Raw genomic sequence first — 22566 nt, 5'->3', positions numbered from 1 at the left:
AATCATGGAACTGGAGCAGATCAATGCCATAGAAAGAGCGACGCGTTACGGTCGGGCCGAGGTATTTCGGATCGGCGTGGCGGTGGTCTTTCTTGCCGGGATTATGTTGTATGTCCGCTCGATCGGGGCGGATGCTCCGAACATGGTCATTCTGGTGGCGGCGGCCATGATCGGTGGGTACATGGCGATGAACATCGGCGCCAACGATGTCGCCAATAACGTGGGGCCTGCCGTCGGATCCAAGGCCTTGACCCTGGCCGGGGCAATCGCGATAGCGGCGATCTTTGAGGCCAGTGGCGCGTTGATCGCGGGTGGCGATGTCGTCAGCACCATCAAAAAGGGGATCATCGATCCGGCGCTGATCGGAGATTCCGATACGTTTATCTGGCTCATGATAGCCGCGCTGCTTGCCGCGGCGCTCTGGTTGAACACGGCCACCTACGTTGGAGCCCCCGTCTCCACGACCCACTCAATCGTCGGCGGTGTCATGGGCGCAGGCATAGCGGCGGGCGGTGTGGACATCGTGGACTGGGCCCAGTTTGGCCAAATCGCCGCCAGCTGGGTTATCTCGCCGGTACTGGGTGGGGGCATCGCAGCACTTACCCTGTATCTGCTAAAGCGCCGAATCACTTACAAACGGGACATTGCTCAGGCCGCCAGACACAACGTGCCGCTCTTCGTCGCCATCATGGCGTGGGCCTTTGCCACGTATTTGATGATAAAGGGGCTCGGTAAGGTCGTCGACGTCGGGATACTACCTGCCGTTGGATTCGGCGCGATCGTCGGTGTCATCGTATGGCGACTTACAAAATGGCTGGTTGCCCGACCTTCGGCCGAGGTGGAAAACAGTAAAGCGGGCGTCGACAGCCTGTTTACCTTCCCGCTGATTTTTTCGGCTGCGCTTCTAAGCTTCGCGCACGGAGCCAATGACGTCGCGAACGCGGTGGGCCCGCTGGCCGCAATCAATGAAGCCGTCCTTCAGGGGGGCGTCGCGACGAAGGCGGCGATTCCCAGCTGGGTGTTGTTGGTGGGAGCACTCGGGATTGCCCTCGGCCTGGCACTGTTCGGCCCCAAGCTCATACGCACCGTCGGCTCGGAGATTACGGAACTCGACCGAATGCGTGCCTTCTGCGTTGCCATGGCGGCGGCGATAACGGTCATCATCGCGAGCCAGCTGGGCCTTCCTGTGAGCTCGACCCATATTGCCATCGGGGGGGTGTTCGGAGTCGGCTTTCTGCGCGAGCATCTCAAAACCACCTATCGACAGAAGATTCATGAGATCGAGGCACACCATGCCGGGGAGGACCGGGAGAAAGTCGAGCGTGTGCTGAAGGAATTCGACGAGGCATCGTTTGAGGAAAAAGGAGAAATCCTCAAGAACCTGAAAGGGAAAAATGGTCGTCCGGCGCCGATCTCGAAAAGTGACCGCAAGGGCCTGAAAAGGTTGTACCGGCAAGAGCTCGTCAAGCGATCGGCGGTGTTCAAGATCGTGGCTGCCTGGTTGATTACGGTACCGTTATCGGGGCTGCTGGCGGCCATGCTGTTCTTTACCATTAGAGGGATGCTTCTGCCCTGAGAGCCCGGGTAGGGACGCCAGTCAGTTGTGCTCGCCTGTGCCGCCGGCCGGGGCCGTGTCCTCTTTCAGAAGCTCTCGCAGCTTGGCGAGTTGCGCCTCGACCACGCGTAGGCGTACTTCGGTCTGAGCGCGTGTTTCCTCTGACGAGCCCGATTTCAGCCGATCGCGATAGGTTGCGCGCTTTTTCTTCAACGCCTGCTCGAGGCGCTTCAGTTCCTTGCGCTTGAGGGACTTACCCTTGTCGAGTTCGCCCAGTGCATCGTCGAGCTTCGCTACCAGATCCTTGAAACCCATTGTCCAACTCCGCTGTGTTCGAAGGTTGGTCGGCCGGGACGCCATCCGAGCCCGTTACCCGTCAGATGGAGACCTCAGCCTGACCCTCATCGCTCACTGACAGGGCTTCCGTGGTCCGGGCTGCCTCCACATCCATGGCTGTAAGGAGCTCTCGGGTCCCTGTCAAAATAGCATCTACTGTCTCGCTGGCATAGGCCGAGTCGTTGAGCAGGGACGTGGCCATTGCCGAATCGATCCGCTTTGCACCGAGGAGTTTCGTCACGCGCGCGACCATGGATTCACGGTCCACCCGGGCACTCACAGCGATCTCGTCGAGTTCCAGTATTGCCGTGCTGGGGTCGTCAAATCTGCCCTCGTAAAATCGATGGGTTTCCCGGAGTACCATCGCGACCCGCAGCCGGAGATCATTGTATTCCTTACGGATAGCGGCGTTATCCGCAGCCATGTAAGTCGTTAGATTCTTGCGCAGGTGTTTGACGTGCTTGATGGCTTCCACCATCTCGGCGGCGGCGTGCTGCAGACGGTAGAGTGATTCGGTGGAACTGGCCGGTGACGCGCGCGTCATGCGCCCGGAAATGAAATCGAGGATGGCATTGTAAAGGCGCTTGACACGCTGTCGGTAGACCAGGTCGATGTCGATGTCGATGCGCTCTCGGCTGTTGTTGATCATGACTTCGAGGTCATCGCAGTTGCGGATCTGTTCACGGTGCAGGTGGAGACCGTGGGCGAGGATGATGAACGCCTGGTCGAACAGGTGCCAGACCTCCCTGCGAACGGCGGCGTTCGCGCTATCGGGGGAATCCATCGCAGCCGGATTCAGGTACCTGGGCTGCGCTGCGGCCTCTTCCGCCCGTTCCGGCATCCAGCGCTCCAGTGCGCGCGACATCTGAGAGATCAATGGCAGCATGACGGCAACACCGAGGCAGTTGAACAGGGTGTGGAACATGGCGAGCTTGACCGTATAGTCATCGTCAGGCATCGACATAAGCGCTGACAGGCTGTCGACGGACCAGCGCAAGGGCTCGATCAGCACCAGAGCGATTACTGCCGTCGTCACGTTGAACAAAAGGTGGGCGCCTGCGAGGCGCTTGCCGGCGATGTTCGCGCCGAGACCGCCGATCAGCGCGGTCACCGTGGTGCCGATGTTGGCACCGATAGCCAGAGCCAGAGCGTTCTCGTAGGTTATCTGGTTTGTGGCCAGGCCGGCGAGGGTGAGGGCCAGCGTCGCGTGGCTTGATTGCATCACGACGGTTGCCAGAATGCCGAGCGCCGTATAAACGAGCAGTCCTGCCAGGCCCGTCATCGCATATTCGCGCAGATCGACCGCCGATTGGTAGCTTTCGAATCCCTCCTTCATGAAATCGATGCCGAGAAACAGAAAGCCCAGACCGGCCAGGACCGCGCCGCCAGCTTTCAGTGCGCCGGATCGTTGGAAACTCAGTACCACGCCAAAGACGAGCATCGGCAATGCGAAAGCCGAGAGGCTCATCTTCATGCCGACGGTGGCGAATAGCCACGCGCCGGTTGTTGTGCCCAGGTTGGCTCCGAATATGATGCCGATGCCGGTGATCAGGGGGAGCAGGCCCGCACTGAGGAACGATATTGTGATGACTGAGACCAGGGAGCTGGATTGCATGATGGCGGTGCTGAGAACACCGAAACCGAGACTCTTCGGCACCGTGTCCGTGGTGCGGCGAAGCACTTTCTCAAGGAATCCGCCGGTGAACTGGCGAAACCCGTTCTCGAGCGAAAGCATGCCAGACAGGAAGATCGCAACGCCGGCGGCAATCTGTTTGAACTCGGGGCTCGCCCAGAGCGCATAAGCCAGGAGTCCCAGTATTCCGGCGAGAACCAGTCGGCGGTAGTTCATAGGCAGGCCTGCACGTCGTCACCAAGCGCCAGCTCACCCTCTTCAACCACTCGGGTCGTGATACCGCCATGCCCGCGCATGGCGTTGTAACCACCCGGCCCAAGGGTGGTTTCCATCTTGCTGCAGGGGTGACAGAGCCCCGTGTATTCCAGTACCACACTCCCGATCCGGAAGGTTTTGCCTTTCAGGGCCAAGAGGTTCAGGCCGGAGACCACGATGTTGCGCCGGAAAACCTCTGGGCCAATGGCCTCCCGCTGCAAGCAGGAGGCGATGGCGTGCAGGTGCTCTTTCTGGATCAGAGTAACCTGCCGTTTGCTGGTTTCGCGGCCCTTGAAGCGATCGCCGTCCAGGCCCTTGCCCGGGATGACCGCCACGCGGTCCAGCGCTTCCATGGTCTCGCCACGGGCGGGGCGGATACCAATCCACTCGACCCGGCCGCGTTGGGGAAGAGTGTCCAGCAAGGTTTGAAGTGGTGTAGCCAAGCGATTACTTCTCCAGGTCACTGCTCAGTGACGGGGATTGGTTTTATCAGGGGATGACTCATCCTCGGATGCGTTGTCGTCTGGTGTGAGGTAGTAGTCCTTTTCGTCGAAGGTCTTCACATCAGGATCTTCAATTTTGTTCTTGCGACGGCCTGTATTAAGCCAGTAGGCCACACCAGCGATAATAATGATCAATATGATCCATTTCATGCCTGTTTCCTCCGCACAGTGATGTATCTCTTATTCAGGCCTCCGTGGGGCGATCCGTCAACAAAACTGAGCAATGATCTATTCTGAAGTCGTGGAGCCCAGAGAAAGTGGGAACCCGTGGTCGGGCATTGTTGTTACTGCGCTGATCACTCCGGAGGTTCAGGGTGAGCGACCGATTGTTTGGCGAGGATGTGCTGTTTTTTCAACGTCTGCTGAAGTCAGAGGGTTTTTACCGCGGTGCGTTGGACGGGTTATGGGGCCGCATTTCCGAGGCAGCCGCTACCGCCCTCGATGCCGAATACGAAAACCTGAAGGACGAACTGGGCACGTTTGACCGGCGCACAGAGCAGCAGATTGCCTCTCTGTCTATCCGGGCGCAACGGGAAGCTCGTGGGTTTATGACTCGCGCATTAAGTCAGGGTGTGAATGTGAAAATCATTTCCGGAACCCGCACCTACGAAGAGCAGAATCAGCTCTTTCGCCAGGGCCGCTACGGCAATCCGGGCCCGGTCATCACGAAAGCGCGGGGAGGGCATAGTAACCATAATTTTGGCATTGCCTGGGTGCGAAACCGCTTCGAGCAGGGCCAGGCCTACGTAGCCTGACAGGCTCTGGCACGGTGATCTGGGGTTATTCCCCTACAGCACAGGCGACGCCAGCCTCGACAACTTTACACCCAACCGCCACCAGAGCGGGCGATCTTCCAGGCTGTCGGGATCGATCGGCTCTGCGTGGTCGAAGTCCCGTTCAAACATGGCTTCCATCTGGGTGGCGAATTCCTCATCGACGATCACCGCGGCCACCTCGAAGTTGAGGCGGAAGGAGCGGTTGTCAAAATTGTGCGTGCCGACGCTGGAGACGTGATCGTCGATCAGCATGACCTTTTCGTGAAGCAAGCCGGGCCGATAGGCGTAAAAGCGAATGCCGAGCCCGCGCAGTTCCTCGATGTAATGGAAGGCTGCCAGGTACACGGGCAGGCTGTCGCCCTTTCCGGTGGTGATGATCCGCACGTCGACGCCGCGCAGGGCGGCCAGCTGGAGCGCTTTCATGACCGCCTCATCGGGAACAAAGTAGGGCGCGGACAGCCAGATGCGCTCGCGGGCGGCGCTGAGTGCAGAGACAAAAAACAGGCTGGCCTTTTCCAGATGGCCGGTGGGCGCAGTGGGGAATATCATCACCTGCTGATCGGCGTCGGGGGCCGGTGTCGGTGCCCACTCCAGATCCGGGATCTCCCGGGTTGCCCAGTACCAGTCAGAGAGGATGGTCAGTTGAACCTGGGTCGCGGCGGGCCCGGTAATCTTCACGTGGGTGTCGCGCCAGGGGCTTAAATCCGGGTCGAGTCCCAGGTATTCATCACCCACGTTGTGACCGCCCACCCAGGCCTCGCGGCCATCGACCACCACCATTTTCCTGTGATTGCGGAAGTTGAGCTGGAACCGGTTTCGCCAGCCCTGATTGGGCTTGAAGGAGCTGACCTTGATACCGGCGGCGCGCATGTCGGCCAGGTATTCGTCAGGCAAACCGGAACTGCCGACCTCATCATACAGCACCATAACCTTCACGCCCGCACGAGCACGCTCCGCCAGGGCGTCCTTGACCCGTCTTCCCAGACCGTCGTCGTGGATCATGTAAAACTGGAACAGGACATAGCGTTCTGCGCCAGCGATGCCCTCAAGGATGCTGTCGAAGGTCGCCTCACCATCGACCAGCAATTCCACGGCATTGCCTTTGACCAGGCTAAATTCTGCGAGCCGGATTACGGCGTTATACCAGGACGGCGCCTGACTCGTGGGGACCCTCCACGGCGCCAGTTCCTGGCCGTACCCGTCGAGAACATGGTCGACTTCATCGGCCCGTTCCTCGAAGGCCTCCGCCATGCCCTCAAACTGATTTCTGCCGAATACCGCGTAAGCCGGGACGGCGACAAAGGGCATGGTGACCAGAGACACGGTCCAGGCCACGGCCCCCGTGGACGTGCGTGTCGTCAGGGCAGCGTGCATGGCCATGATGATACCCATGACATAGAAGCTGGTTACCAGGATTCCGATCATGCCCTTTCTTGTCAGTCTCACGTGGCTGCTGCTTTGGGTTGGTGAACGCCGTGGGCACCGGCCCGAAGGTGCATGGGGTGGTGCCGGTTATGGCTTTGCCCACTGCGTTAACCCCGATTGTGGCGGCAGGTCAGAGCAGGCCTTGTTATTTACGAGTTAAGTTCATGAGACAGAGGAATTCCAATCAGTGCGGGAAGATAATCTGGTTCCTTTCACTCTTGTCAGGGCATGGTTACTGCGTTGGGCCCAAGGTCCAGCGCCAGCAGCTCCTGCAGCATGCTGTAGCTCAGCCCCCAGATGCAGTACCCCTCATATCGGCAACAGGGCATGTTCAAGGTGCCCAGAGGCGTGCGCCAGGGAAGCCTGCTCTGGTTCTCTTTGGCTGCAAGGTAAGCGAGGGGAACCCACACTACCTGCTCGACTTCATGGTTCAGGTTTACGGGCTGTGTTCCCGGCCATTCATACACGTAGGGCGTGACCACCATCGGTCGCCAGCGGCTGTGGTGGCGGGTAACCAGGTCAGACAGCCGGGCCCGAAAGTGGCCATGGCGGATCAGGTCGACGCCGGTTTCTTCGAGGGTTTCCCGTTCTGCAGTCGCCCGGGGTGTGGCATCACCCGGTTCCATGCGCCCTCCGGGAAAAGCCATGTCCCCGGACCAGGGATCGCCTTCGCGGCGGGCGCGCTGGATGAACAGCAGCTCCGTGCCACCGTCTTCAGTGTGTCGGTAGATCAAAGCCACGGAGGCCCGGGTCAGGCGACGCCGGAACGGTAATTTGCGTGGGCGCAAGGATTGCGCCCAACGGCTGGGTCTCAAGGATTCAGGCGAAATCATACTCCCCGCCTTTCTCAAGGCCCCTTTGGTAGGCAGGTCTCGCATGCACCCGATCCACCCAGGCGGTGATATGAGGCCGGTCTTTGCCGACGATGCCCCGCGCCACGGAGGCTTCCAGCGGAAAGCTCATCTGGATATCGGCCGCGCTGAGGTTATCCCCGAGAAACCAGGTATTTTTCGACAGGTGATCTTCGACAAAGTCGAGGTGGGTCTTGATCATCGGGCCGATGAACATTTCATTGGTTTTGTCTGAGATGCCTTTTGCCACCGGCTTGATAAAAAACGGCATTGGGCTGGTTTTTACCTTCTCGAACACCAGGCGCATTACCAGCGGGGGCATCAGGGAGCCCTCGGCGTAATGCAGCCAGTAGGTGTAATCCAGCCACGCCTGGCCCCCGGCTTCCGGCAGCATGGTGTCGTTGCCATAGGTGTGGGCAAGGTACTCGATGATCGCGCCGGATTCGGCTACGGTCAGATCGCCATCCGTGATCACCGGGGATTTACCCAGTGGGTGTACCTTTTTGAGGCTTTCCGGCGCCAGCATGGTTTGGGGATCACGTTCGTAACGCTGGATCTCGTAGGGCACGCCCAGCTCCTCCAGCATCCAGAGAACGCGCTGTGAGCGGGAATTGTTCAGGTGATGAACTGTAATCATGCAGAAACTCCATTCGCATCAAAAGATTGGGCAGGTTAGCAGAGTAGTCTGCAAATGCCGTTTTGGTTCACTACTTCTGTGTTTTCTGACACAGAATTGGGGTATTTCAGGTGATCCACCCATCGACTGTTCCGGGTCGGAGGGGGTGTTTGATTCTTAGAGGTCAAAATATTAGGGTGATTTTAGGGAGGTTCACTTTCAAACAGGCTGCGAGACCATGCGGCCGAGGAGACTTCACATTGGGTGACGTCGCTATAGATGATTATCAGACCGACTACGTGGCGGGGCAGGACAATATCGCCAAGTTCGGTTTCGATATCCACAACATCGTGTTTCCGTTAACGGCGCTGCTGATCGTCGCGTTTGTCGTGGCAACGCTGATTTTCCCGTCCGGAGCGAAAGAGCTCCTTGATAGCGCCAAGAACGGTGCGATCGCTATCTTTGACTGGGGCTTCCTCCTCAGTGCAAACCTGTTTGTTCTCTTCTGCCTGGCGCTGATTTTCATGCCGGTGGGCAAGATTCGAATTGGCGGGGTAGACGCCAAACCCGAGTTTTCCATGATGTCCTGGTTTGCCATGCTGTTTGCGGCCGGCATGGGCACGGGGCTGATGTTCTGGTCGGTTGCCGAGCCCGTTGCCTATTACACTGACTGGTATGGCACGCCCCTGGGGGTGGAACCGAACACCACTGAAGGCGCCCGTCTGGCGATGGGGGCGACGATGTATCACTGGGGTCTGCACCCCTGGGCGATCTATGCCATTGTTGGCCTGTCGTTGTCGTTTTTCGCCTACAACAAGGGCCTGCCGTTAACCATCCGCTCCGCGTTTTTCCCCATCCTGGGTGACAAGGTGTGGGGCTGGCCCGGCAATGTCATTGATACCGTGGCCGTTCTGGCGACCATCTTCGGGCTTGCCACCTCGCTCGGCTTCGGGGCCCAGCAGGCCGCATCCGGGCTGTCCTACCTGTTCGATATCGAGGGCGGCCTCAGCGCTCAGATAGGCGTAATCGCGGGTGTAACCGCGGTCGCAACCTTTTCCGTCATCCGCGGTATCCATGGTGGTGTGAGGTTGCTGAGTAACGCCAACATGGTAATGGCAGGTCTGCTGCTGGTGTTTGTGATATTTGCCGGGCCCACGCTCGCCATCTTCAACTGGCTCTGGGACACCACGGTTTCCTATGCCTCCAACATGGGGGCGTTGAGTAATCCGTTCGGGCGCGAGGAAGATACCACCTGGTTCCACGGCTGGACGGTGTTCTATTGGGCATGGTGGATTTCCTGGTCGCCGTTCGTGGGCATGTTTATCGCACGCGTATCCAGGGGCCGCACGGTGCGCGAATTTGTCACCGCGGTTCTGATCATTCCCACGATTATTACCGTTTTCTGGATGAGTGCGTTTGGCGGCAGTGCGCTGGACCAGGTCCGCAACGATGTCGGGGTGTTGGCGTCCGAGGGACTGACCGAGGTGTCCCTGGCGATGTTCCAGGCACTGGAGAACATTTCGCTCTCGGGGATCACCTCGTTCATTGGTATTACGCTGGTCCTCACGTTCTTCGTGACGTCTTCGGACTCGGGCTCCCTGGTCATCGATAGCATCACTTCCGGTGGCAAGATTGACGCCCCGAAAGCCCAGCGTGTCTTCTGGGCGGTTACCGAGGGCTCGATTGCCGGTGTGCTGCTGTTTGTTGGTGGTGAACAAGCATTGAATGCCCTGCAGGCAGGCGCCTTGAGTGTCGGTCTCCCGTTCACCCTGGTGCTGCTGGTGATGAGTTACAGCCTGTTCAAAGGCCTGCACCACGAGCGCGGCCTGCTGGTTGCCGAAGGCAAGATGTGATCCGCGAAAACCGGAGCGGTTTATCGCCTCCCCGATTGAACCTGCTCCGGTTTTCCGTTAAATCTACCGCCTCGCACACTGCGAAGTCAGTCCCTTTAACTCACGAACAGGAGCTCGGCCATGGCGGACGCATCACTCAAGGAACAACTGAACGCCGCGGTTAAAGACGCGATGCGGAACAAGGATAAAACCCGGCTTGTCACTCTGCGTATGGCCCAGGCCGCGGTCAAACAGATCGAGATTGATGAGCGCCGGGATTTGTCGGACGAGGACGTTCTGAAGGTGCTGGAGAAGATGCTCAAGCAGCGTCGCGATGCCGCCAGTCAGTACGATGATGCCGGCCGTGAAGAACTCGCGGATAAGGAACGGGCGGAGATGGTGATTATCGAGGAATTCATGCCGGCTGCGCTGACCGAGGATGACCTCGACGCCCTGATCCGCATGGCCATCAGCTCAACCGACGCCCAGGGCATGCAGGACATGGGGCGCGTGATGAACGAGCTGCGCCCCCAGGTGACTGGTCGGGTTGATATGGGCCATCTGAGCAAGAAGGTGAAAGCGGCGCTGGCGGGCTAAGTAAGAGCCAGCGCAGGCTAGCTCAAGCCCGATTTGATCATATCGAAGGTGTCCAGAATGCGCGCCACAAACTGGTCTTTCGGGCGGAAGCTGCTTTGGGTGCTGACGGTGACGTCTCTCTGCAGGTGATCCAGCAGTTTGTTCAGGCGCCGCCGATGCAAACCGACCGCCGCCTGAACGGGATCGAAAATAACCCCGGATAAAGCCGCAAAGGCTGCCAGTGCGGCCATGACCGCGACCATCACGCTGACCGTGGTGGCCAGAGAGGGCTCGGGTGGAAAGAAACTGTAGTACCACCCGCCAATGGTTTCCCCGAGGATAAAGTCCCGGGCGGCCAGGGTTTTTGCGAGCATGGACGCGAGCACCACCCCGAGCCCGATTCCCCCCGGAGTGAACTTCTGGAACGCAAACGCCCCCAACACGGTGCATGAAATGCTGTTGGTGATATCCGCAGATGCGGTGCGGCTCACCCGGTATTGACCGAGAGCGTCCGCGACCAGTGGCTCAATCATTTTGCTGAACTTCTGGTGGTCCACGGGATCCAGGGTATGGCGGGCATAGGCCGCCTCCAGGGCCTCAACCAGGTAGCGTTCCAGCAGTGGATCCTCCTGGCCATTGTTCAACAGATCGACCAGGATCAGGTTTGAGATGTGCTGCTGTACCCGGGTGGTAAGCCCCGCAGGTACACGATCTGCGAGGTTGTGCAGCCACATCAGGCCTGGAATGTTGCGAGCCGGAATTTTTATCAGGCACGCCAGGGCGTATACCGGCGCCCACAGCAAGTTGATGGGCGCTCGCAACATGTCCCAGCCCAGCGCTTTCCGGTTGGTGGTGATGGCACCGGGGTAATGGAAATGTCGGTCAATAAACGCCGGTACCCTCGCCCGGCAGTCGTCGAAGTAGCGCGCAATGCCTGAGCGGATTGCCTGTTCGATCTCCACTTCGGAGACGTTTTGCTCGGGCGATGTGACAATGGGCATAATGGCAGACATATCAGCAGGTAAATGAGTGTCTGGCGCATTAAACCGCAATCGAGGAAGTCGGGCCATCAATCAAAACGGAGTAATTCACCATGAGTTTGAAAACCCTGCAGGAAATCGTCTCAGAAACCAAGTCATCCCTGCATTGCCTGACGCCCCAGGCGGCCAAAGAGCTGCTCTCCGAAAACAGTGATGCCCTGGTGATTGACGTGCGTGAACCCGGGGAAGTGGCCGAGAAGCGCCCGGCCGGCACGATCAATATTCCCCGGGGTGTGCTCGAGATGAAAATCACTGATCAGACCACGGATCCGGACCGGACCATCCTCGTGCACTGCGCCACAGGTGGTCGTGCAGCTCTGGCTGCGGCGGCCCTGGAGCATATGGGGTTTCGTAACGTCAGTATCATCGACTGCAGCTGCGATGAGTTAATCACGCACCTCGGCGTCGGATGACAGCGGCTCTGAAAGCCGGGGTATACAGTCAGTTTCGATTACGGAGGGCGAAGGCCTGGCGTTTGAGGTCCTCGATAACCTCGGGCACCTTGAGGGGCAACAGCTTCGCGGTCGCCTTGAACAGGGAGATAATCGGATTCATCCGCTTGTACCAGAGCACCCGCTGAATCTTGGCCTTCATGGGCCGGTAGCCTTCCTGGTATAGCTCTTCCACACATTTTGCGTTGTTGGTGAGGCTGTAACGGCTTAAATCCAGTGGCACGGCTATATCCGCTTTTTTCAGCTGTTTGCGGGTATTGAAGTCAATGCCGATGTTGATGGCGTTGCTGATCACATCAAAGGTATCTTCCGGTTTCGGGTACCGGCTGACATGGCTCAGATCAACGGCCACGGTGATGCCCGCGCCCATTTTGGCCAGCGGCGAAATCGGGACGTTCTCCACCAGGCCGCCGTCCACCAGAATCCGGCCATCCACCTCCACCGGCACAAACAATCCGGGCACGGCCATGGAGGCACAGACGGCGTCCGCCAGATTGCCTTCCCGGAAGACCAGCTGCTCGCCGGTTTCGATATCCGTGGCGCAGATGGCCAGGGGAATCTCGGCATCCTCGATCCGGCAATCTCCCAGATCACGGTGAATCATCTCCCGGATGGTATTGGTGCTGAACAGCCCGCCGCGCTCGAAGGTAAAGCTGATGATTTTCGACAGGTTCAGCGTCGAACAAATGGAAAGAATGGATTCTGCCGGCCGGCCGAAGGCGTAATAACTGGCGACCAGCGCACCCGCACTGGTGCCCGAAATGCAATGAATCCGGATCTGCTCTTCCTCGAAGGCCTTCAATACGCCGATATGAGCTATGCCTTTGGCAGCGCCACCCCCCAGCGCCAAACCGATGCGGGTATTAAAGGGATTGAGTTTCATGCATGGGAGCCTGTCGATGTTCCAGTGATAAAAGTCCGGGTCGATTCTAGCAGACTTGAGAGGTTATCCCGGGCTCCCCGTCATTCCGTGTCTTCACGCCGGCGTTTCAGCAGCGGGCCTGTGCGGCGACAGGCCGCAGGAGGACAGTTCTTTTTCGACATTTCGGTCCAGGGCGGCCACTATCTTTTCCAGCATGCATTGTTCGGGCTCCTGAAACAGGCCGTCGGCATATCCGATTGCCACCGTGAGCTTGATGGCCAGTTCGCCGAGCTTGTCCTTCCTGCGAAGCGGATCGAGCTCATTCATGGCGTCGTCCCGGAGGTCACCTACATCGTCCTCGCGCCAGATATCAATCAGATGGAGCATGTCCTCCATACCGGTCTCGATCTGGAAGTCCAGAATATTATGCTCCGCCAATTTCCCGAGAGCACCACGAAAAACATCACGCTCGGCGTCGTCGAGAAGACCGTCCGCCATCGCTATTGCGGCTGCAGTGACCACAAGGGCCTGACGCAGTTCGCCACGCTGCAACTTTCCGGCCTCGATCCGCAATTCGTGGTGGTAGCGATCAATAAATCGCGCGATCCGTTGAGTGGGGGAACGATAGCGATTGGTGCGGAACCAGTAAGGGACCAGTGCGCCAATCAGTAAGCCTGCAACCAGGCTCTTGGCAAGAAAATGCCAGAGGCCGGCCATGCTCTTGTCTTGCCATTGCGGAGCCTTCGTGCCCTCAAAGGGAAAGAAGCCGTGCATGGCGCTGTAGGCAATATAGCCTGCGACGACCATGATGCCTGCCAGCAAGGCAGCGTCGGCGATACGTCGCCGTTGGGCCACCTGCTGGCGCCACTCTATGTCGCAGGCCAGGGCTGTCCCGAAGCCTATGGCAAAGGAGATGTAGAGGTGCGGGTAAGACCAGGAAAGTGCCACGAGCAACTGGTCGAAGGCACCGTCGTACCCGAGCCCATCGAAGGTGTAACGGGTGAAGCGCAGTGCGGAGATGATCAGCAGACTTGCGGCGACCGCCAGTGCTCCGGAAACCACGTAACCCAGCCATGGCCGATGGTGTGTGGCCTCAATATCGGCGAATCGCCAGTGGTCCTTTGGATAAATGCCGATGAATGCCGATACCCCGTAGTTTGCCCCCATCAGAAAGCCCAGAAAGATAACCTCGCCGATGATGCCGCCGTTGATGTCGCCTTCCGTGGCGTACTTGATCAGTGACAGGCCCATGAAGGCCAGCATCACCAGTGCAATCAATTTAACGAGTTGGGAGGCACTGAGGAGTTCACGATCGTCGTCCAACAGTTCAAAACCGAGTCCTTCAATGGCGCGGTGTCGTGCGCTTAATCCCGTCTCGGCATTGAGAACAGCGTGGGCCATGAGGCGGCAGAGCTTCATGAACAGGTCGCGGCCATCACTGACCAGTGTCTCCCGCAAATCCTGCTCGATTTTCTGCAACTTGCCGCCCATCTCGTCGACCCTGCGGTAATAGGCGGCCACCCGGGCGCTCAAGGTCGCGAATTGCATCGTTAATGCTTCGTAGTCACTCTCCCGATTCAAGATAAAACGCTGGTAGCGCAGGTCCTCGGCGCTGTGCCAGTGCTTGATTTCCAGTAGCAGTGAACACGCCGTAGCCCAGGCAAACGCAGGGGAGCGATGATCACTGAAGCCTTCCTGGCCAAAATGGATGTCGAACGATCGAGCCTCTCTCTCAATTTCTGCGTATTTGCTCGGAAAGATGTGATACGGCGCCCGGTACATACGGTGAGCGAGTTTGACGGCGTGGCCGGGAATTTCCGCCAGATCCCAGAAGATTTGCAGCAGGCGCTGGTCGCCCTTCTTGAGCATGGGGAAGTTTGGTAGCAGTGCGGTAAAAATCAGCGCGGTGGTAATCGGGCTGCGAAACAGGTCGTGGCTTTCGACGTCGGTACCACTTCCGTTGCCCAGTAACATCATGATCTTTTGCAGGATTTCCGGCGAAACCCAGGCAATGACGGTGACGATCCAGTAAATGGCAAGGAGCGTCGCTGCGTACAGCATATAGCAGGCGACGAATCGCAAACGGGTCGTCGAGCTTCGGTTCGACTCCGGCGTGTTGTAACGCCCATAAGCATGGAAGGCGACGAACATTGCGCCTATGGCAAATTCGAACGCCTTGGAAGAAACAAGATCGTCCATAACAGATCCTCCCTCCGCTCCTTAAAGGTAGTACCGCGACGGCAATCATTCCATTTGTAAGGCACGGACGGAGGGCAAGGGAGCCTCCCGACTCAATCGTCGCCGAACCTCAACCTTATGCTCCCGAATATCGCATCGCCCAGACGTCGATCCACGGTCCCCGCGTTGAGGTCCTGATACCGAAGACGGGTATTCACGCTCGCGCCAATCCCGAGTACCACCGCTGGCCACAGCCCCTTACCCGGGTCGATCCGGTAGGTCAGCTCCGCTCGCCACTCGCGCAGATAGAGCGCGCCTTCCAACGTCCGGGCCGCATCCAGCGTGGCCCAGCGATCCCCTTCCCGTTCCAGCCTGAGCGCCCAGCGTTCACCGTGGCTGCGCCACCGCAACAGAACAGGTAGGTCCGCAAGCCAGAGGCCCCGCTTACCTGTGTGCTCCCAGCGCACCCTGGGAAGCCAGCGAAACGAGCCGAAGCGATGATCGCCGCCGACGCCCAGGCTCAGAGGTGAGCCCTCACTGACCGCCCGGAACACGGCCACCCGGCCAGTCACTATGTCACTGTGGAAAGCCTGATACTTGAACATGTTCGACGTACCGGCCAGGCCCGCCCGTGCTTCCACACGGTAAAGCCGATGCTGCCACTGGCCGCCGACCATCAGTCGGTGCAAGTGGCCGTTGTGCGCCGGCTCACCGTTGTCGATGCCCAGAATCTGGTAATCGTAATCAAGGCCGACGTCACCCTCGGACCTCTCACGATGCCAGCCGAGACCACGTTGTGAGCGGGTCACCTCCGTGGCCGAGGGCACATCTTCCGGCCAGTCGTAGGGTTGCCACTGGCGGAACATCAGGTAGAAATCACCGGAAGCAGGAGCGGCGCGCGGCAGGGCCAGGGCGACCAACAGGAGAAACGCCAGCGGAATCAACCACTCTTTGGTATGGCCTGTGGTTTGAGAACGATAGCCCTTGAACACAATCCTGCCCTCCGGGTTGGGGCCTGTGAATTGCAAGATCTTTGTCCTAGGATTGTAGCGAGAGTTTGGCCAGCCAAGGCGGTTAACAGACGCTTATGTCCGACAAAGAGCTACGCCCCAAATCCGATAAACAGTCCATCGACCAGTTTATCCATCAGGTCCAGAAAATGCCCAAGGGTGGCGCAGGGCAGGGCCGGTTGATATTCGCCCTGGATGCTACCGCGAGCCGGGAGGCGACCTGGGATCAGGCGTGCCACCTGCAAAGCGAGTTGTTCATGGCAACCCGGGATCTGGGCGGTTTGGCTATTCAGCTGTGCTACTACCGGGGCTTTGGCGAATTTAAGGCGACGAAGTTCGTCACCGGGACCGACCAGCTCCTGAACCTTATGAATGGCGTGTTCTGCCTGGGTGGCCGCACCCAGATCAGTAAGGTACTGGCGCACGCACTTAAGGAAACCCGGCAAGAAGCCGTGAAAGCGGTGGTGTTTATCGGCGACTGCTGTGAGGAACCGGTGGACGCGCTCTGCCATACTGCCGGCGAGCTGGGCATGCTGAGAACCCCTGTGTTCATGTTCCACGAAGGCGACGATGCCCATGCCCGGGCGGTATTCCAGCAGGTGAGCAAGCTGTCCGGAGGTGCCTACGCGCCGTTTGATCGCAACAGCCCGCAGGTGCTCAAGGATCTTATGGCCGCTGTGGCGGTCTATGCCTCCGGGGGAGCCAAGGCCCTGGAGGATTTTTCCAGCCGCAGCTCGGCGGCAGTGAAGCGTCTGACCAAGCAGATTCGATAAGGCAGGTTTCAGGACGTCGTTGAGTCGACTAGCCCGGAGTTCCGCGTGCATATAACGCTAATATTTCTCGTGGTGTCCCTGTTTGCAGCTTTGTGGCTGCGCAGCTTGCCGCGTCGCCAGCGAGGGCCGGCCGCGATCAGGTTGGCGTTGTTCGTTGGCATCGTGATCGTGGTAGTTCTGGCGGTTACCGGGCGATTGCACTTCATCTTCGCATTGTTGGCGTTCCTCTATCCGTTACTGCGTCGGGTGCTGCCGTCTCTGCTGTCGGGAAGCCTGGCGGGCACGGGAAGAGCCGGCGCGAAGGCCAAATCGGGCAATCAGTCCCATGTCTCCGGTGACATTCTGGAGATGACTCTGGACCACGATTCCGGCGACATGAACGGTACCGTCCTCAAGGGGCCGATGGCTGGCCGTGAGCTGGCGGATCTGGCCGAGAGCGAATTTCTCGAGTTGTTGCGGTATTGCCGGGCAAATGATGAGGACTCGGCGCGGTTACTGGAAACCTACCTGGACCGACGGTTCGGCGACTCCTGGCGCGCCGATGACGAGGCGAGCGGCGGTGATGAGGAGGACGGCGAACAGGCCAAAAACCGCAACGCCGGCGGCCCTCTGACCGAAAGCGAAGCCCTGGACATTCTCGGGTTGCAGCCTGGCGCCACCCGGGACGAGATCATCCAGGCACACCGCCGGATGATGCAGAAAGTGCACCCGGACCACGGCGGAAGTAACTATCTGGCGGCTCGAATCAATGAGGCAAAGGAATGCCTGCTGTCCTGACAATTCTGCGATCTTTTTATGCGGCTCTTGTTCATCGCTCCCTCTGCTTGTTTGCGCTTGGGCTGGCGCTGCCATGTTTCGCTCTGGAGCCTGAACCTCGTATGTGGAACCACCTTCCGGTGGACGCAAATTTCGGCGGTATTGCCTTCGCACACACCGAAGCGGATATCTACTTCGACCCGGCCTTGCGGCTTGAAAATGTCGAGTTAACCCAGGACACCTGGGCTGGCAAATACATACGTACCTTTGACGTCTGGGGGAAATCGTCACGACTGGACATCGCCCAGGCCTATCAGACGGCCGAATGGACGGGCTTACTGAATGGCGTTCCCGCTTCAACCTCACGGACTGGTTGGTCGGATACCCTGGTGCGAGTCGCAATGAACCTATACGGGGCCCCGCCTCTGTATGGCGAGGCGTTTGCCCGGTATCGGGCAACGGCGGGCAGGGAGACCATCGTGGGTGTGGGGATGGTGCTGCGCCTGCCAACCGGCGACTATGAGAAGGATTAACTGCTTAACCTGGGCGAAAACCGGTTCGTATTCAGGCCTCAACTCGGGGCGATTCACAGTCGGGGAAACTGGACAATGGAACTGACCGCTGAGGTCGCGCTCCACGCTGAGAATGACGATTTCTTCAATGGCAACTCCCTCAAGCAGGACCCTTTGTACTTTGTGCATGGCCATCTGATCCATTCTTTCAGACCCGGGCAGTGGGCAGGTGTTAGTCTCGGTTATAACTACGGCGGCGAAAGCCGCATCAACGGCGTTGACCAGGACGATGTCAGGCAAAATGTCGGCTGGAAACTGAGTTACGCACACCCGGTCACGCCCGCCTCCGGGCTCAAGGTGTCCTACGTGGGCAGTCGCACGGAAGAGGAAACCGGCTTTGACGCTGAGACTCTGGTCGTTGATTTATCCTTCGCCTGGTAAAAACCCGGGAGAGCCGCGCCGGCGTCGACTATGATTTGAGAAGCGGTGGCGCGGAGAGCACCTTTTGCTACCTTCCGGGATGATGAGATGCAAGCCAGCTTCCTTGAAATCATAACCGTTGTGGGATTTGTGATTGAGGCCTTCGGAATCCTGGCGGTCATCATCGGTTCCTGCGTATCAACCACGGTCTTCGTGCGCACCTATCGCACTCTTGAAGAGGGCGTGGCCTATAAAAAATACCGCAAGGATTTGGGGCGTTCCATCATCCTCGGCCTGGAGTTTCTGATTGCCGGGGACATCATACGGACGGTTGTTGTGGCCGATTCCCTGGAAAACGTTGGTGTCCTTGCGCTGATCATCCTCATAAGAAGCTTTCTGAGCGTAACGCTGCACCTCGAAATCGAGGGTCGGTGGCCCTGGCAAAAAGACAGCCCTCGGTAATTAGTGATTGGCGTCAGGACTGAATATCATCCGCAGAAAGTTGCGGTACAGCAGAACCTGTTTGCCCAGATGTTTGTTGTGATCAAAAACCCGGGTCAACAGGATTCCGCCCTCAACGACGGTCGTGAACATGTCCGCCAGTTCCTCCAGGTCGACCGCCAGGCGCGGTGGATACACCTGGGCAATGGTTTCCAGCCTATCCGCAATCAGCTCCCGCCAGTGCAGCACGCCCTGACGCACCATGTCGGCTACCTGCTCATCCGCCTGATAGCGTTCGTAGGTGAAGGTGACCACGAGGCAGCCCGGATGGGTCATCTCCATCTTGGCCATGGTTTCGGCGAATAAGTGCAGGAATATCAAAAGTTTCTGGAGGGGATCTTCTGAGAGTGAATCCGCGCGGGCAAAGAGATCGGTGAACACCTGGTTGTCCTTTTCCAGGTATCGTTTGACCAGCGCCCTGGCCATCTCGTTTTTATCAGAATAGTGATAGAAAAAGCCGCTTTTGGTAATGGCTGCGGCATCCACGATTTCGTCGATGCCGGTGCTCGAAAAACCCCGCCCCAGTATCAGAGTTTCCGCGGCAGCCAGAATGCGTTCCTGCGTGGCATGGGATCGGTTTGACATGGTGGCCTCGCTTTCATTGATGAAACTGTACCCGGAGTACAGTTTTCGGCTCAATGATCAGATGTAGTGGCCCAAAATACTGCTTATAACCTTGATTTAAAGCCTCTTAACTTCAATTTCAATCCCCACCTGAAGTGCTTACCCGAATCGGCCTCGAAGCCTAGGATAAAAGACTCACAGCAACCCCAGGCCTAGGAGGGACGGGATCATGAGCGTATACAGACAAGCACTTCCACAGCTGGGAGACCAGCTTTTCATAACCGATGGCGGGCTCGAAACCAGTCTGATCTTTCATGAAGGAATAGAGCTTCCGGAATTCGCTGCTTTTGTTCTACTGAAGGATCAACAAGGCCGCGACGCCTTGAAAAAATATTATCGGAGCTATGCCCGGATAGCAAAGCAAGCCGGTCTTGGCTTCATTCTGGAATCTCCGACCTGGCGCTCGAGCCCGGAATGGGGGGGAAAAATCGGTTACACCAGGGCGGAGTTGCACGACATAAACACGGCGGCAATCGAATTGTTGGAATCCATTCGCGAGGAGTTTGAGAGTGCCGGCCAGCCGTACGTCATCAGCGGATGCATTGGCCCCCGTGGTGATGGGTATCGGGCCGAGAACCGGATGACCGAGGCGGAAGCCCGTGACTATCACGAGGAGCAAATCAGCAGTTTCGCATTGAGTGCAGCCGATTGCGTTACGGCGGTCACGATGAATTACGTCGAGGAAGCCACTGGCATTGCGTTGGCGGCCCGTAAGCAGGGTATTCCCGCGATTATATCCTTTACCGTTGAAACCGACGGCCGACTCCCGAGCGGTGAAACCCTGGATGAGGCCATCGCCATCGTCGATACGGCATGCAAGGGCTACCCGGCCTATTACATGGTCAACTGTGCTCACCCCAGTCACTTTGAGTCGAACCTGGCCGAGATGAAGCACATCGACCGTTTACGTGGCATTCGGGCAAATGCATCCCGGTGCAGTCACGCCGAGCTGGATGAGGCGGAAGAGCTGGACGATGGTAACCCGGAGGAGTTCGGGCTGGACTACCGGCGCCTGCTGACCCGCTTCCCCGGTATCAACGTGGTGGGTGGTTGTTGCGGGACGGATCAACGCCATATTGAGCACGTCAGCCTGCAATTAGTGCGGCAGGATGCAGCTTAGAGACAAATCCTTTTCCAGCCGGTAGGTATCGAAATCCCGGGCCAGGAATAGCTGGCCCCGGTAGTGTTGCATGGCTTCGGCCGCCACCTGGTTGATGTTGGGGGTACCGTGCTGCCCGGACTGGTACCGGGAGCTGAAGTGGGTGAGCACCAGGTTGGGCAACTGGACCTGTTGGGCAAATCGCGCCACTTGTTCGGCGGAGCTGTGTTGAGGCCAGGGACCGACCCGCTCGGCCACCTCCTGAGTGTAGGTGGCCTCGTGTATCAACAGGTGGGTGCCCTCACAGGCGTCGGCCAGCAGGCCCGGGTTGTCGTTGTCACCGGCTACGATCAGTCGGCGGGCAACCCGGGGAATGCTCGTGTAAGCCTCGCTCAGGAGCACGCGGCCATCCTCCAGCGTTACGTCCTGCCCTTTCTGCAGCTTGCCCCAGCCTGGCCCGGGCTCGACGCCATCCTCTCGCAGCTTGTCCACCAACAGCTGCCGCTCCAGGTTCCGCTCGGTGAACACGTAGGCCCGGCAGGGTACGCGGTGGGACAGCGCCACGTTGGTCACACTGACCTGGTCATCCTGCCAGGAGAAGTCTGGCGCTTCGGAATCAATGAAGTTCAGCGGATAGCTGAGGCTGGAGTCGCTGTTTTCGATCGTTGTGTCGATGAAACGTTGCACCTGGGCGGGGGCGATGATGTCCAGCGGTTCTGTGCGGCCCAGCATGGAAGCACTGGTGAGGAGGCCCGGCAGGCCAAAGGTATGGTCGCCGTGAATGTGGGTGATGAAGATCGCCCGCAATTGCATGACCGAGTAGTGAGCGCGCAACAACTGGTGCTGGGTACCTTCGCCACAGTCCACCAGGTACCAGGGCTTGCGGCCGGAGTGCGAGAGTGCCAGGCCGGTCACGTTGCGTGACCGCGTCGGTGTTCCCGCCGATGTACCCAAAAAGGTGAAGTCCATGGTTCCTCGTTTCGCGGTCAGATTGCCCTGGGAAATGGGGTTGGCTGAATGATGGGCCCTGTGTCGTTGTTTATCCAGTCTGGTGATATTGGGAAACCGGGACCAACGCCGTTCTCTGCTAATCTTCGTACAGCAATATTACCCGCTTCGGTTGCCAAGTCCTTAGGCTCCGTCTGTAAAACGCCAAACCCTTCATAAGGAGTTGTTATGTCTGCTCAAACCGTCTGGATTACCGGCGCATCAGCCGGCATCGGCGAAGCGCTCGCCCTGCGATTTGCCCAGGACAGTGCCCGTCTTGTCCTGTCCGCCCGGCGCAAGGACGAACTGGAGCGCGTCGCCGGTTTGTGCCGTGATGCGGGCCTTTCGGCGAACGAGGTGTTGGTGCTGCCGCTGGATGTGACCGACTGGGAATCGTTGCCCGGAGCGGTCCAGACCGTGCTGGATACGTTTGGCGGCATCGATCTGCTGATCAACAACGCCGGTGTGTCCCAGCGCTCCTTGTGCAAGGACACCGACATGTCGGTCTACCAGAAGCTGATGGATGTGGATGTGATGGGCCAGATCGCGCTGACCAAGGCGGTGCTGCCACATATGCTGGAACGCGGTTCCGGTCACCTCGCGGTAACGGCCAGTGTGGCCGGCAAGGTCGGCGTGTCGTTGCGTACCGGGTACTGTGCCGCCAAGCATGCGGTGATGGGGTTTTTCGATGCCCTGCGCGCCGAGGTGGAAGGCCAGGGGATTGACGTGTCGACCATTGTGCCGGGCTTCATCCGCACGGATATTTCACGAAATGCTCTCGCCGGTGACGGCTCGGCGTTTGGTGAGGTGGACGAGAACATTGCCGGAGGCATGGATGTGACGGAATGTGCCGAGGTGGTTTTCAAAGGGCTCTCGGCTAAGAAGCGGGAGATTCCGGTGGGCAAGGGCAAGGAAATGGCCGCGCTCTGGATCAAACGAGTGGCTCCCGAGGCACTGTTCCGGATAACTAGGGCGCGGGCCTAGGAAAACAGAA

25 protein-coding genes are annotated in these 22566 nt (G+C 58.7%); 12 read left to right on the top strand and 13 right to left on the bottom strand.

Annotated features, from left to right (window positions below):
- The first annotated feature begins 4 nt into the window (after positions 1 to 4).
- Complete coding sequence (locus tag KZO34_RS05810; RefSeq protein ID WP_219474262.1) at positions 5 to 1576, top strand: inorganic phosphate transporter; 1572 nt, start codon at positions 5 to 7, stop codon at positions 1574 to 1576.
- Positions 1577 to 1597: 21 nt separating this feature from the next.
- Here the strand turns inward: KZO34_RS05810 and KZO34_RS05805 are convergent, their stop codons facing one another.
- From KZO34_RS05805 to KZO34_RS05790, 4 genes are all read right to left on the bottom strand, one after another.
- On the bottom strand, positions 1598 to 1870 hold the full coding sequence (locus KZO34_RS05805) for a hypothetical protein (protein WP_219474260.1): 273 nt from the start codon (positions 1868 to 1870) through the stop codon (positions 1598 to 1600).
- A gap of 61 nt (positions 1871 to 1931) precedes the next feature.
- Positions 1932 to 3740 (bottom strand): Na/Pi cotransporter family protein, encoded by a 1809-nt coding sequence (locus KZO34_RS05800; protein WP_219474257.1) that lies wholly within the window; start codon positions 3738 to 3740, stop codon positions 1932 to 1934.
- Complete coding sequence (locus tag KZO34_RS05795) at positions 3737 to 4222, bottom strand: MOSC domain-containing protein (protein ID WP_374706516.1); 486 nt, start codon at positions 4220 to 4222, stop codon at positions 3737 to 3739. Before KZO34_RS05795 ends, KZO34_RS05800 begins: the two co-directional genes overlap by 4 nt.
- 24 nt (positions 4223 to 4246) lie before the next feature.
- Positions 4247 to 4432: a hypothetical protein gene (locus KZO34_RS05790; RefSeq protein WP_219474255.1), complete on the bottom strand. Its 186-nt coding sequence runs from the start codon at positions 4430 to 4432 to the stop codon at positions 4247 to 4249.
- A 164-nt stretch (positions 4433 to 4596) separates the two neighbouring features.
- Here KZO34_RS05790 and KZO34_RS05785 point away from each other — a divergent pair, with 164 nt between their 5' ends.
- Entirely contained in the window at positions 4597 to 5037 is a 441-nt protein-coding gene (locus KZO34_RS05785) for a D-alanyl-D-alanine carboxypeptidase family protein (RefSeq protein ID WP_219474252.1), read from the top strand.
- A 33-nt stretch (positions 5038 to 5070) separates the two neighbouring features.
- Here the strand turns inward: KZO34_RS05785 and cls are convergent, their stop codons facing one another.
- From cls to KZO34_RS05770, 3 genes are all read right to left on the bottom strand, one after another.
- Positions 5071 to 6504: a cardiolipin synthase gene (gene cls / locus KZO34_RS05780; RefSeq protein WP_219474250.1), complete on the bottom strand. Its 1434-nt coding sequence runs from the start codon at positions 6502 to 6504 to the stop codon at positions 5071 to 5073.
- A gap of 200 nt (positions 6505 to 6704) precedes the next feature.
- The gene (locus tag KZO34_RS05775; RefSeq protein WP_257900207.1) at positions 6705 to 7271 is read right to left on the bottom strand and encodes an NUDIX hydrolase; all 567 of its coding nucleotides are present in this window, start codon (positions 7269 to 7271) and stop codon (positions 6705 to 6707) included.
- A gap of 31 nt (positions 7272 to 7302) precedes the next feature.
- Positions 7303 to 7971, bottom strand: a complete 669-nt coding sequence (locus KZO34_RS05770) for a glutathione S-transferase family protein (RefSeq protein WP_219474245.1) — start codon at positions 7969 to 7971, stop codon at positions 7303 to 7305.
- 239 nt (positions 7972 to 8210) lie between these two features.
- Between KZO34_RS05770 and KZO34_RS05765 the strand changes: the two genes are divergently transcribed.
- Both KZO34_RS05765 and KZO34_RS05760 read left to right on the top strand, forming a co-directional pair.
- Complete coding sequence (locus KZO34_RS05765; RefSeq protein WP_219474242.1) at positions 8211 to 9803, top strand: BCCT family transporter; 1593 nt, start codon at positions 8211 to 8213, stop codon at positions 9801 to 9803.
- A 120-nt stretch (positions 9804 to 9923) separates the two neighbouring features.
- Positions 9924 to 10379 (top strand): GatB/YqeY domain-containing protein, encoded by a 456-nt coding sequence (locus tag KZO34_RS05760; RefSeq protein WP_219474238.1) that lies wholly within the window; start codon positions 9924 to 9926, stop codon positions 10377 to 10379.
- A gap of 17 nt (positions 10380 to 10396) precedes the next feature.
- Here KZO34_RS05760 and KZO34_RS05755 read toward each other — a convergent pair whose 3' ends face one another.
- A complete protein-coding gene (locus tag KZO34_RS05755; RefSeq protein WP_219474235.1) occupies positions 10397 to 11359 on the bottom strand; it encodes a DUF6635 family protein in 963 nt (320 codons plus the stop codon).
- 92 nt (positions 11360 to 11451) lie between these two features.
- Between KZO34_RS05755 and KZO34_RS05750 the strand changes: the two genes are divergently transcribed.
- Complete coding sequence (locus KZO34_RS05750) at positions 11452 to 11811, top strand: rhodanese-like domain-containing protein (protein WP_219474231.1); 360 nt, start codon at positions 11452 to 11454, stop codon at positions 11809 to 11811.
- 28 nt (positions 11812 to 11839) lie between these two features.
- On the opposite strand, the gene KZO34_RS05745 is transcribed toward KZO34_RS05750, so the two are convergent.
- From KZO34_RS05745 to KZO34_RS05735, 3 genes are all read right to left on the bottom strand, one after another.
- Complete coding sequence (locus tag KZO34_RS05745) at positions 11840 to 12733, bottom strand: patatin-like phospholipase family protein (protein WP_219474226.1); 894 nt, start codon at positions 12731 to 12733, stop codon at positions 11840 to 11842.
- Positions 12734 to 12826: 93 nt separating this feature from the next.
- Positions 12827 to 14911: a tellurite resistance TerB family protein gene (locus tag KZO34_RS05740; protein ID WP_219474221.1), complete on the bottom strand. Its 2085-nt coding sequence runs from the start codon at positions 14909 to 14911 to the stop codon at positions 12827 to 12829.
- A gap of 92 nt (positions 14912 to 15003) precedes the next feature.
- On the bottom strand, positions 15004 to 15918 hold the full coding sequence (locus tag KZO34_RS05735) for a hypothetical protein (RefSeq protein WP_219474219.1): 915 nt from the start codon (positions 15916 to 15918) through the stop codon (positions 15004 to 15006).
- A gap of 59 nt (positions 15919 to 15977) precedes the next feature.
- On the opposite strand from KZO34_RS05735, the gene KZO34_RS05730 reads away from it, so the two are divergent.
- The 5 genes from KZO34_RS05730 (at position 15978) to KZO34_RS05710 (ending at position 18823) form a co-directional block, all read left to right on the top strand.
- Positions 15978 to 16673: a VWA domain-containing protein gene (locus KZO34_RS05730; protein WP_219474217.1), complete on the top strand. Its 696-nt coding sequence runs from the start codon at positions 15978 to 15980 to the stop codon at positions 16671 to 16673.
- Between the two features lie 45 nt (positions 16674 to 16718).
- Positions 16719 to 17450: a DnaJ domain-containing protein gene (locus KZO34_RS05725; protein WP_219474215.1), complete on the top strand. Its 732-nt coding sequence runs from the start codon at positions 16719 to 16721 to the stop codon at positions 17448 to 17450.
- 101 nt (positions 17451 to 17551) lie between these two features.
- The gene (locus KZO34_RS05720) at positions 17552 to 17962 is read left to right on the top strand and encodes a hypothetical protein (RefSeq protein ID WP_219474214.1); all 411 of its coding nucleotides are present in this window, start codon (positions 17552 to 17554) and stop codon (positions 17960 to 17962) included.
- Complete coding sequence (locus tag KZO34_RS05715; RefSeq protein WP_219477193.1) at positions 17963 to 18382, top strand: transporter; 420 nt, start codon at positions 17963 to 17965, stop codon at positions 18380 to 18382.
- An 87-nt stretch (positions 18383 to 18469) separates the two neighbouring features.
- On the top strand, positions 18470 to 18823 hold the full coding sequence (locus tag KZO34_RS05710; RefSeq protein ID WP_219474212.1) for a DUF1622 domain-containing protein: 354 nt from the start codon (positions 18470 to 18472) through the stop codon (positions 18821 to 18823).
- Here KZO34_RS05710 and KZO34_RS05705 read toward each other — a convergent pair whose 3' ends face one another.
- Positions 18824 to 19447 (bottom strand): TetR/AcrR family transcriptional regulator, encoded by a 624-nt coding sequence (locus KZO34_RS05705; RefSeq protein WP_219474211.1) that lies wholly within the window; start codon positions 19445 to 19447, stop codon positions 18824 to 18826.
- Positions 19448 to 19655: 208 nt separating this feature from the next.
- Here KZO34_RS05705 and KZO34_RS05700 point away from each other — a divergent pair, with 208 nt between their 5' ends.
- Positions 19656 to 20606 (top strand): homocysteine S-methyltransferase family protein, encoded by a 951-nt coding sequence (locus KZO34_RS05700; RefSeq protein WP_219474210.1) that lies wholly within the window; start codon positions 19656 to 19658, stop codon positions 20604 to 20606.
- On the opposite strand, the gene KZO34_RS05695 is transcribed toward KZO34_RS05700, so the two are convergent.
- Complete coding sequence (locus KZO34_RS05695) at positions 20583 to 21554, bottom strand: ribonuclease Z (RefSeq protein WP_219474209.1); 972 nt, start codon at positions 21552 to 21554, stop codon at positions 20583 to 20585. The genes KZO34_RS05700 and KZO34_RS05695 overlap by 24 nt on opposite strands.
- Before the next feature lie 207 nt (positions 21555 to 21761).
- Here KZO34_RS05695 and KZO34_RS05690 point away from each other — a divergent pair, with 207 nt between their 5' ends.
- Entirely contained in the window at positions 21762 to 22556 is a 795-nt protein-coding gene (locus KZO34_RS05690; protein ID WP_219474208.1) for an SDR family oxidoreductase, read from the top strand.
- The last annotated feature ends 10 nt before the right edge of the window (positions 22557 to 22566 follow it).

The organism is Marinobacter sp. F4206, from assembly GCF_019392195.1.
Classification (GTDB): domain Bacteria; phylum Pseudomonadota; class Gammaproteobacteria; order Pseudomonadales; family Oleiphilaceae; genus Marinobacter.
Note: the sequence above shows the minus strand (reverse complement) of the source record. Positions and strands in the feature narration are given on the sequence as shown.

Bases quoted from the DNA above. Each gene is read 5' to 3' on its own strand.
- KZO34_RS05805 (WP_219474260.1), bottom strand. From the start codon at position 1,870: ATGGGTTTCAAGGATCTGGTAGCGAAGCTCGACGATGCACTGGGCGAA.
- KZO34_RS05710 (WP_219474212.1), top strand. From the start codon at position 18,470: ATGCAAGCCAGCTTCCTTGAAATCATAACCGTTGTGGGATTTGTGATT.
- KZO34_RS05750 (WP_219474231.1), top strand. From the start codon at position 11,452: ATGAGTTTGAAAACCCTGCAGGAAATCGTCTCAGAAACCAAGTCATCC.
- KZO34_RS05745 (WP_219474226.1), bottom strand. From the start codon at position 12,733: ATGAAACTCAATCCCTTTAATACCCGCATCGGTTTGGCGCTGGGGGGT.
- KZO34_RS05700 (WP_219474210.1), top strand. From the start codon at position 19,656: ATGAGCGTATACAGACAAGCACTTCCACAGCTGGGAGACCAGCTTTTC.
- KZO34_RS05720 (WP_219474214.1), top strand. From the start codon at position 17,552: ATGTGGAACCACCTTCCGGTGGACGCAAATTTCGGCGGTATTGCCTTC.
- KZO34_RS05770 (WP_219474245.1), bottom strand. From the start codon at position 7,971: ATGATTACAGTTCATCACCTGAACAATTCCCGCTCACAGCGCGTTCTC.
- KZO34_RS05755 (WP_219474235.1), bottom strand. From the start codon at position 11,359: ATGCCCATTGTCACATCGCCCGAGCAAAACGTCTCCGAAGTGGAGATC.
- KZO34_RS05730 (WP_219474217.1), top strand. From the start codon at position 15,978: ATGTCCGACAAAGAGCTACGCCCCAAATCCGATAAACAGTCCATCGAC.
- KZO34_RS05810 (WP_219474262.1), top strand. From the start codon at position 5: ATGGAACTGGAGCAGATCAATGCCATAGAAAGAGCGACGCGTTACGGT.
- KZO34_RS05800 (WP_219474257.1), bottom strand. From the start codon at position 3,740: ATGAACTACCGCCGACTGGTTCTCGCCGGAATACTGGGACTCCTGGCT.
- KZO34_RS05760 (WP_219474238.1), top strand. From the start codon at position 9,924: ATGGCGGACGCATCACTCAAGGAACAACTGAACGCCGCGGTTAAAGAC.
- KZO34_RS05740 (WP_219474221.1), bottom strand. From the start codon at position 14,911: ATGGACGATCTTGTTTCTTCCAAGGCGTTCGAATTTGCCATAGGCGCA.
- KZO34_RS05695 (WP_219474209.1), bottom strand. From the start codon at position 21,554: ATGGACTTCACCTTTTTGGGTACATCGGCGGGAACACCGACGCGGTCA.
- KZO34_RS05705 (WP_219474211.1), bottom strand. From the start codon at position 19,447: ATGTCAAACCGATCCCATGCCACGCAGGAACGCATTCTGGCTGCCGCG.
- KZO34_RS05690 (WP_219474208.1), top strand. From the start codon at position 21,762: ATGTCTGCTCAAACCGTCTGGATTACCGGCGCATCAGCCGGCATCGGC.
- KZO34_RS05790 (WP_219474255.1), bottom strand. From the start codon at position 4,432: ATGAAATGGATCATATTGATCATTATTATCGCTGGTGTGGCCTACTGG.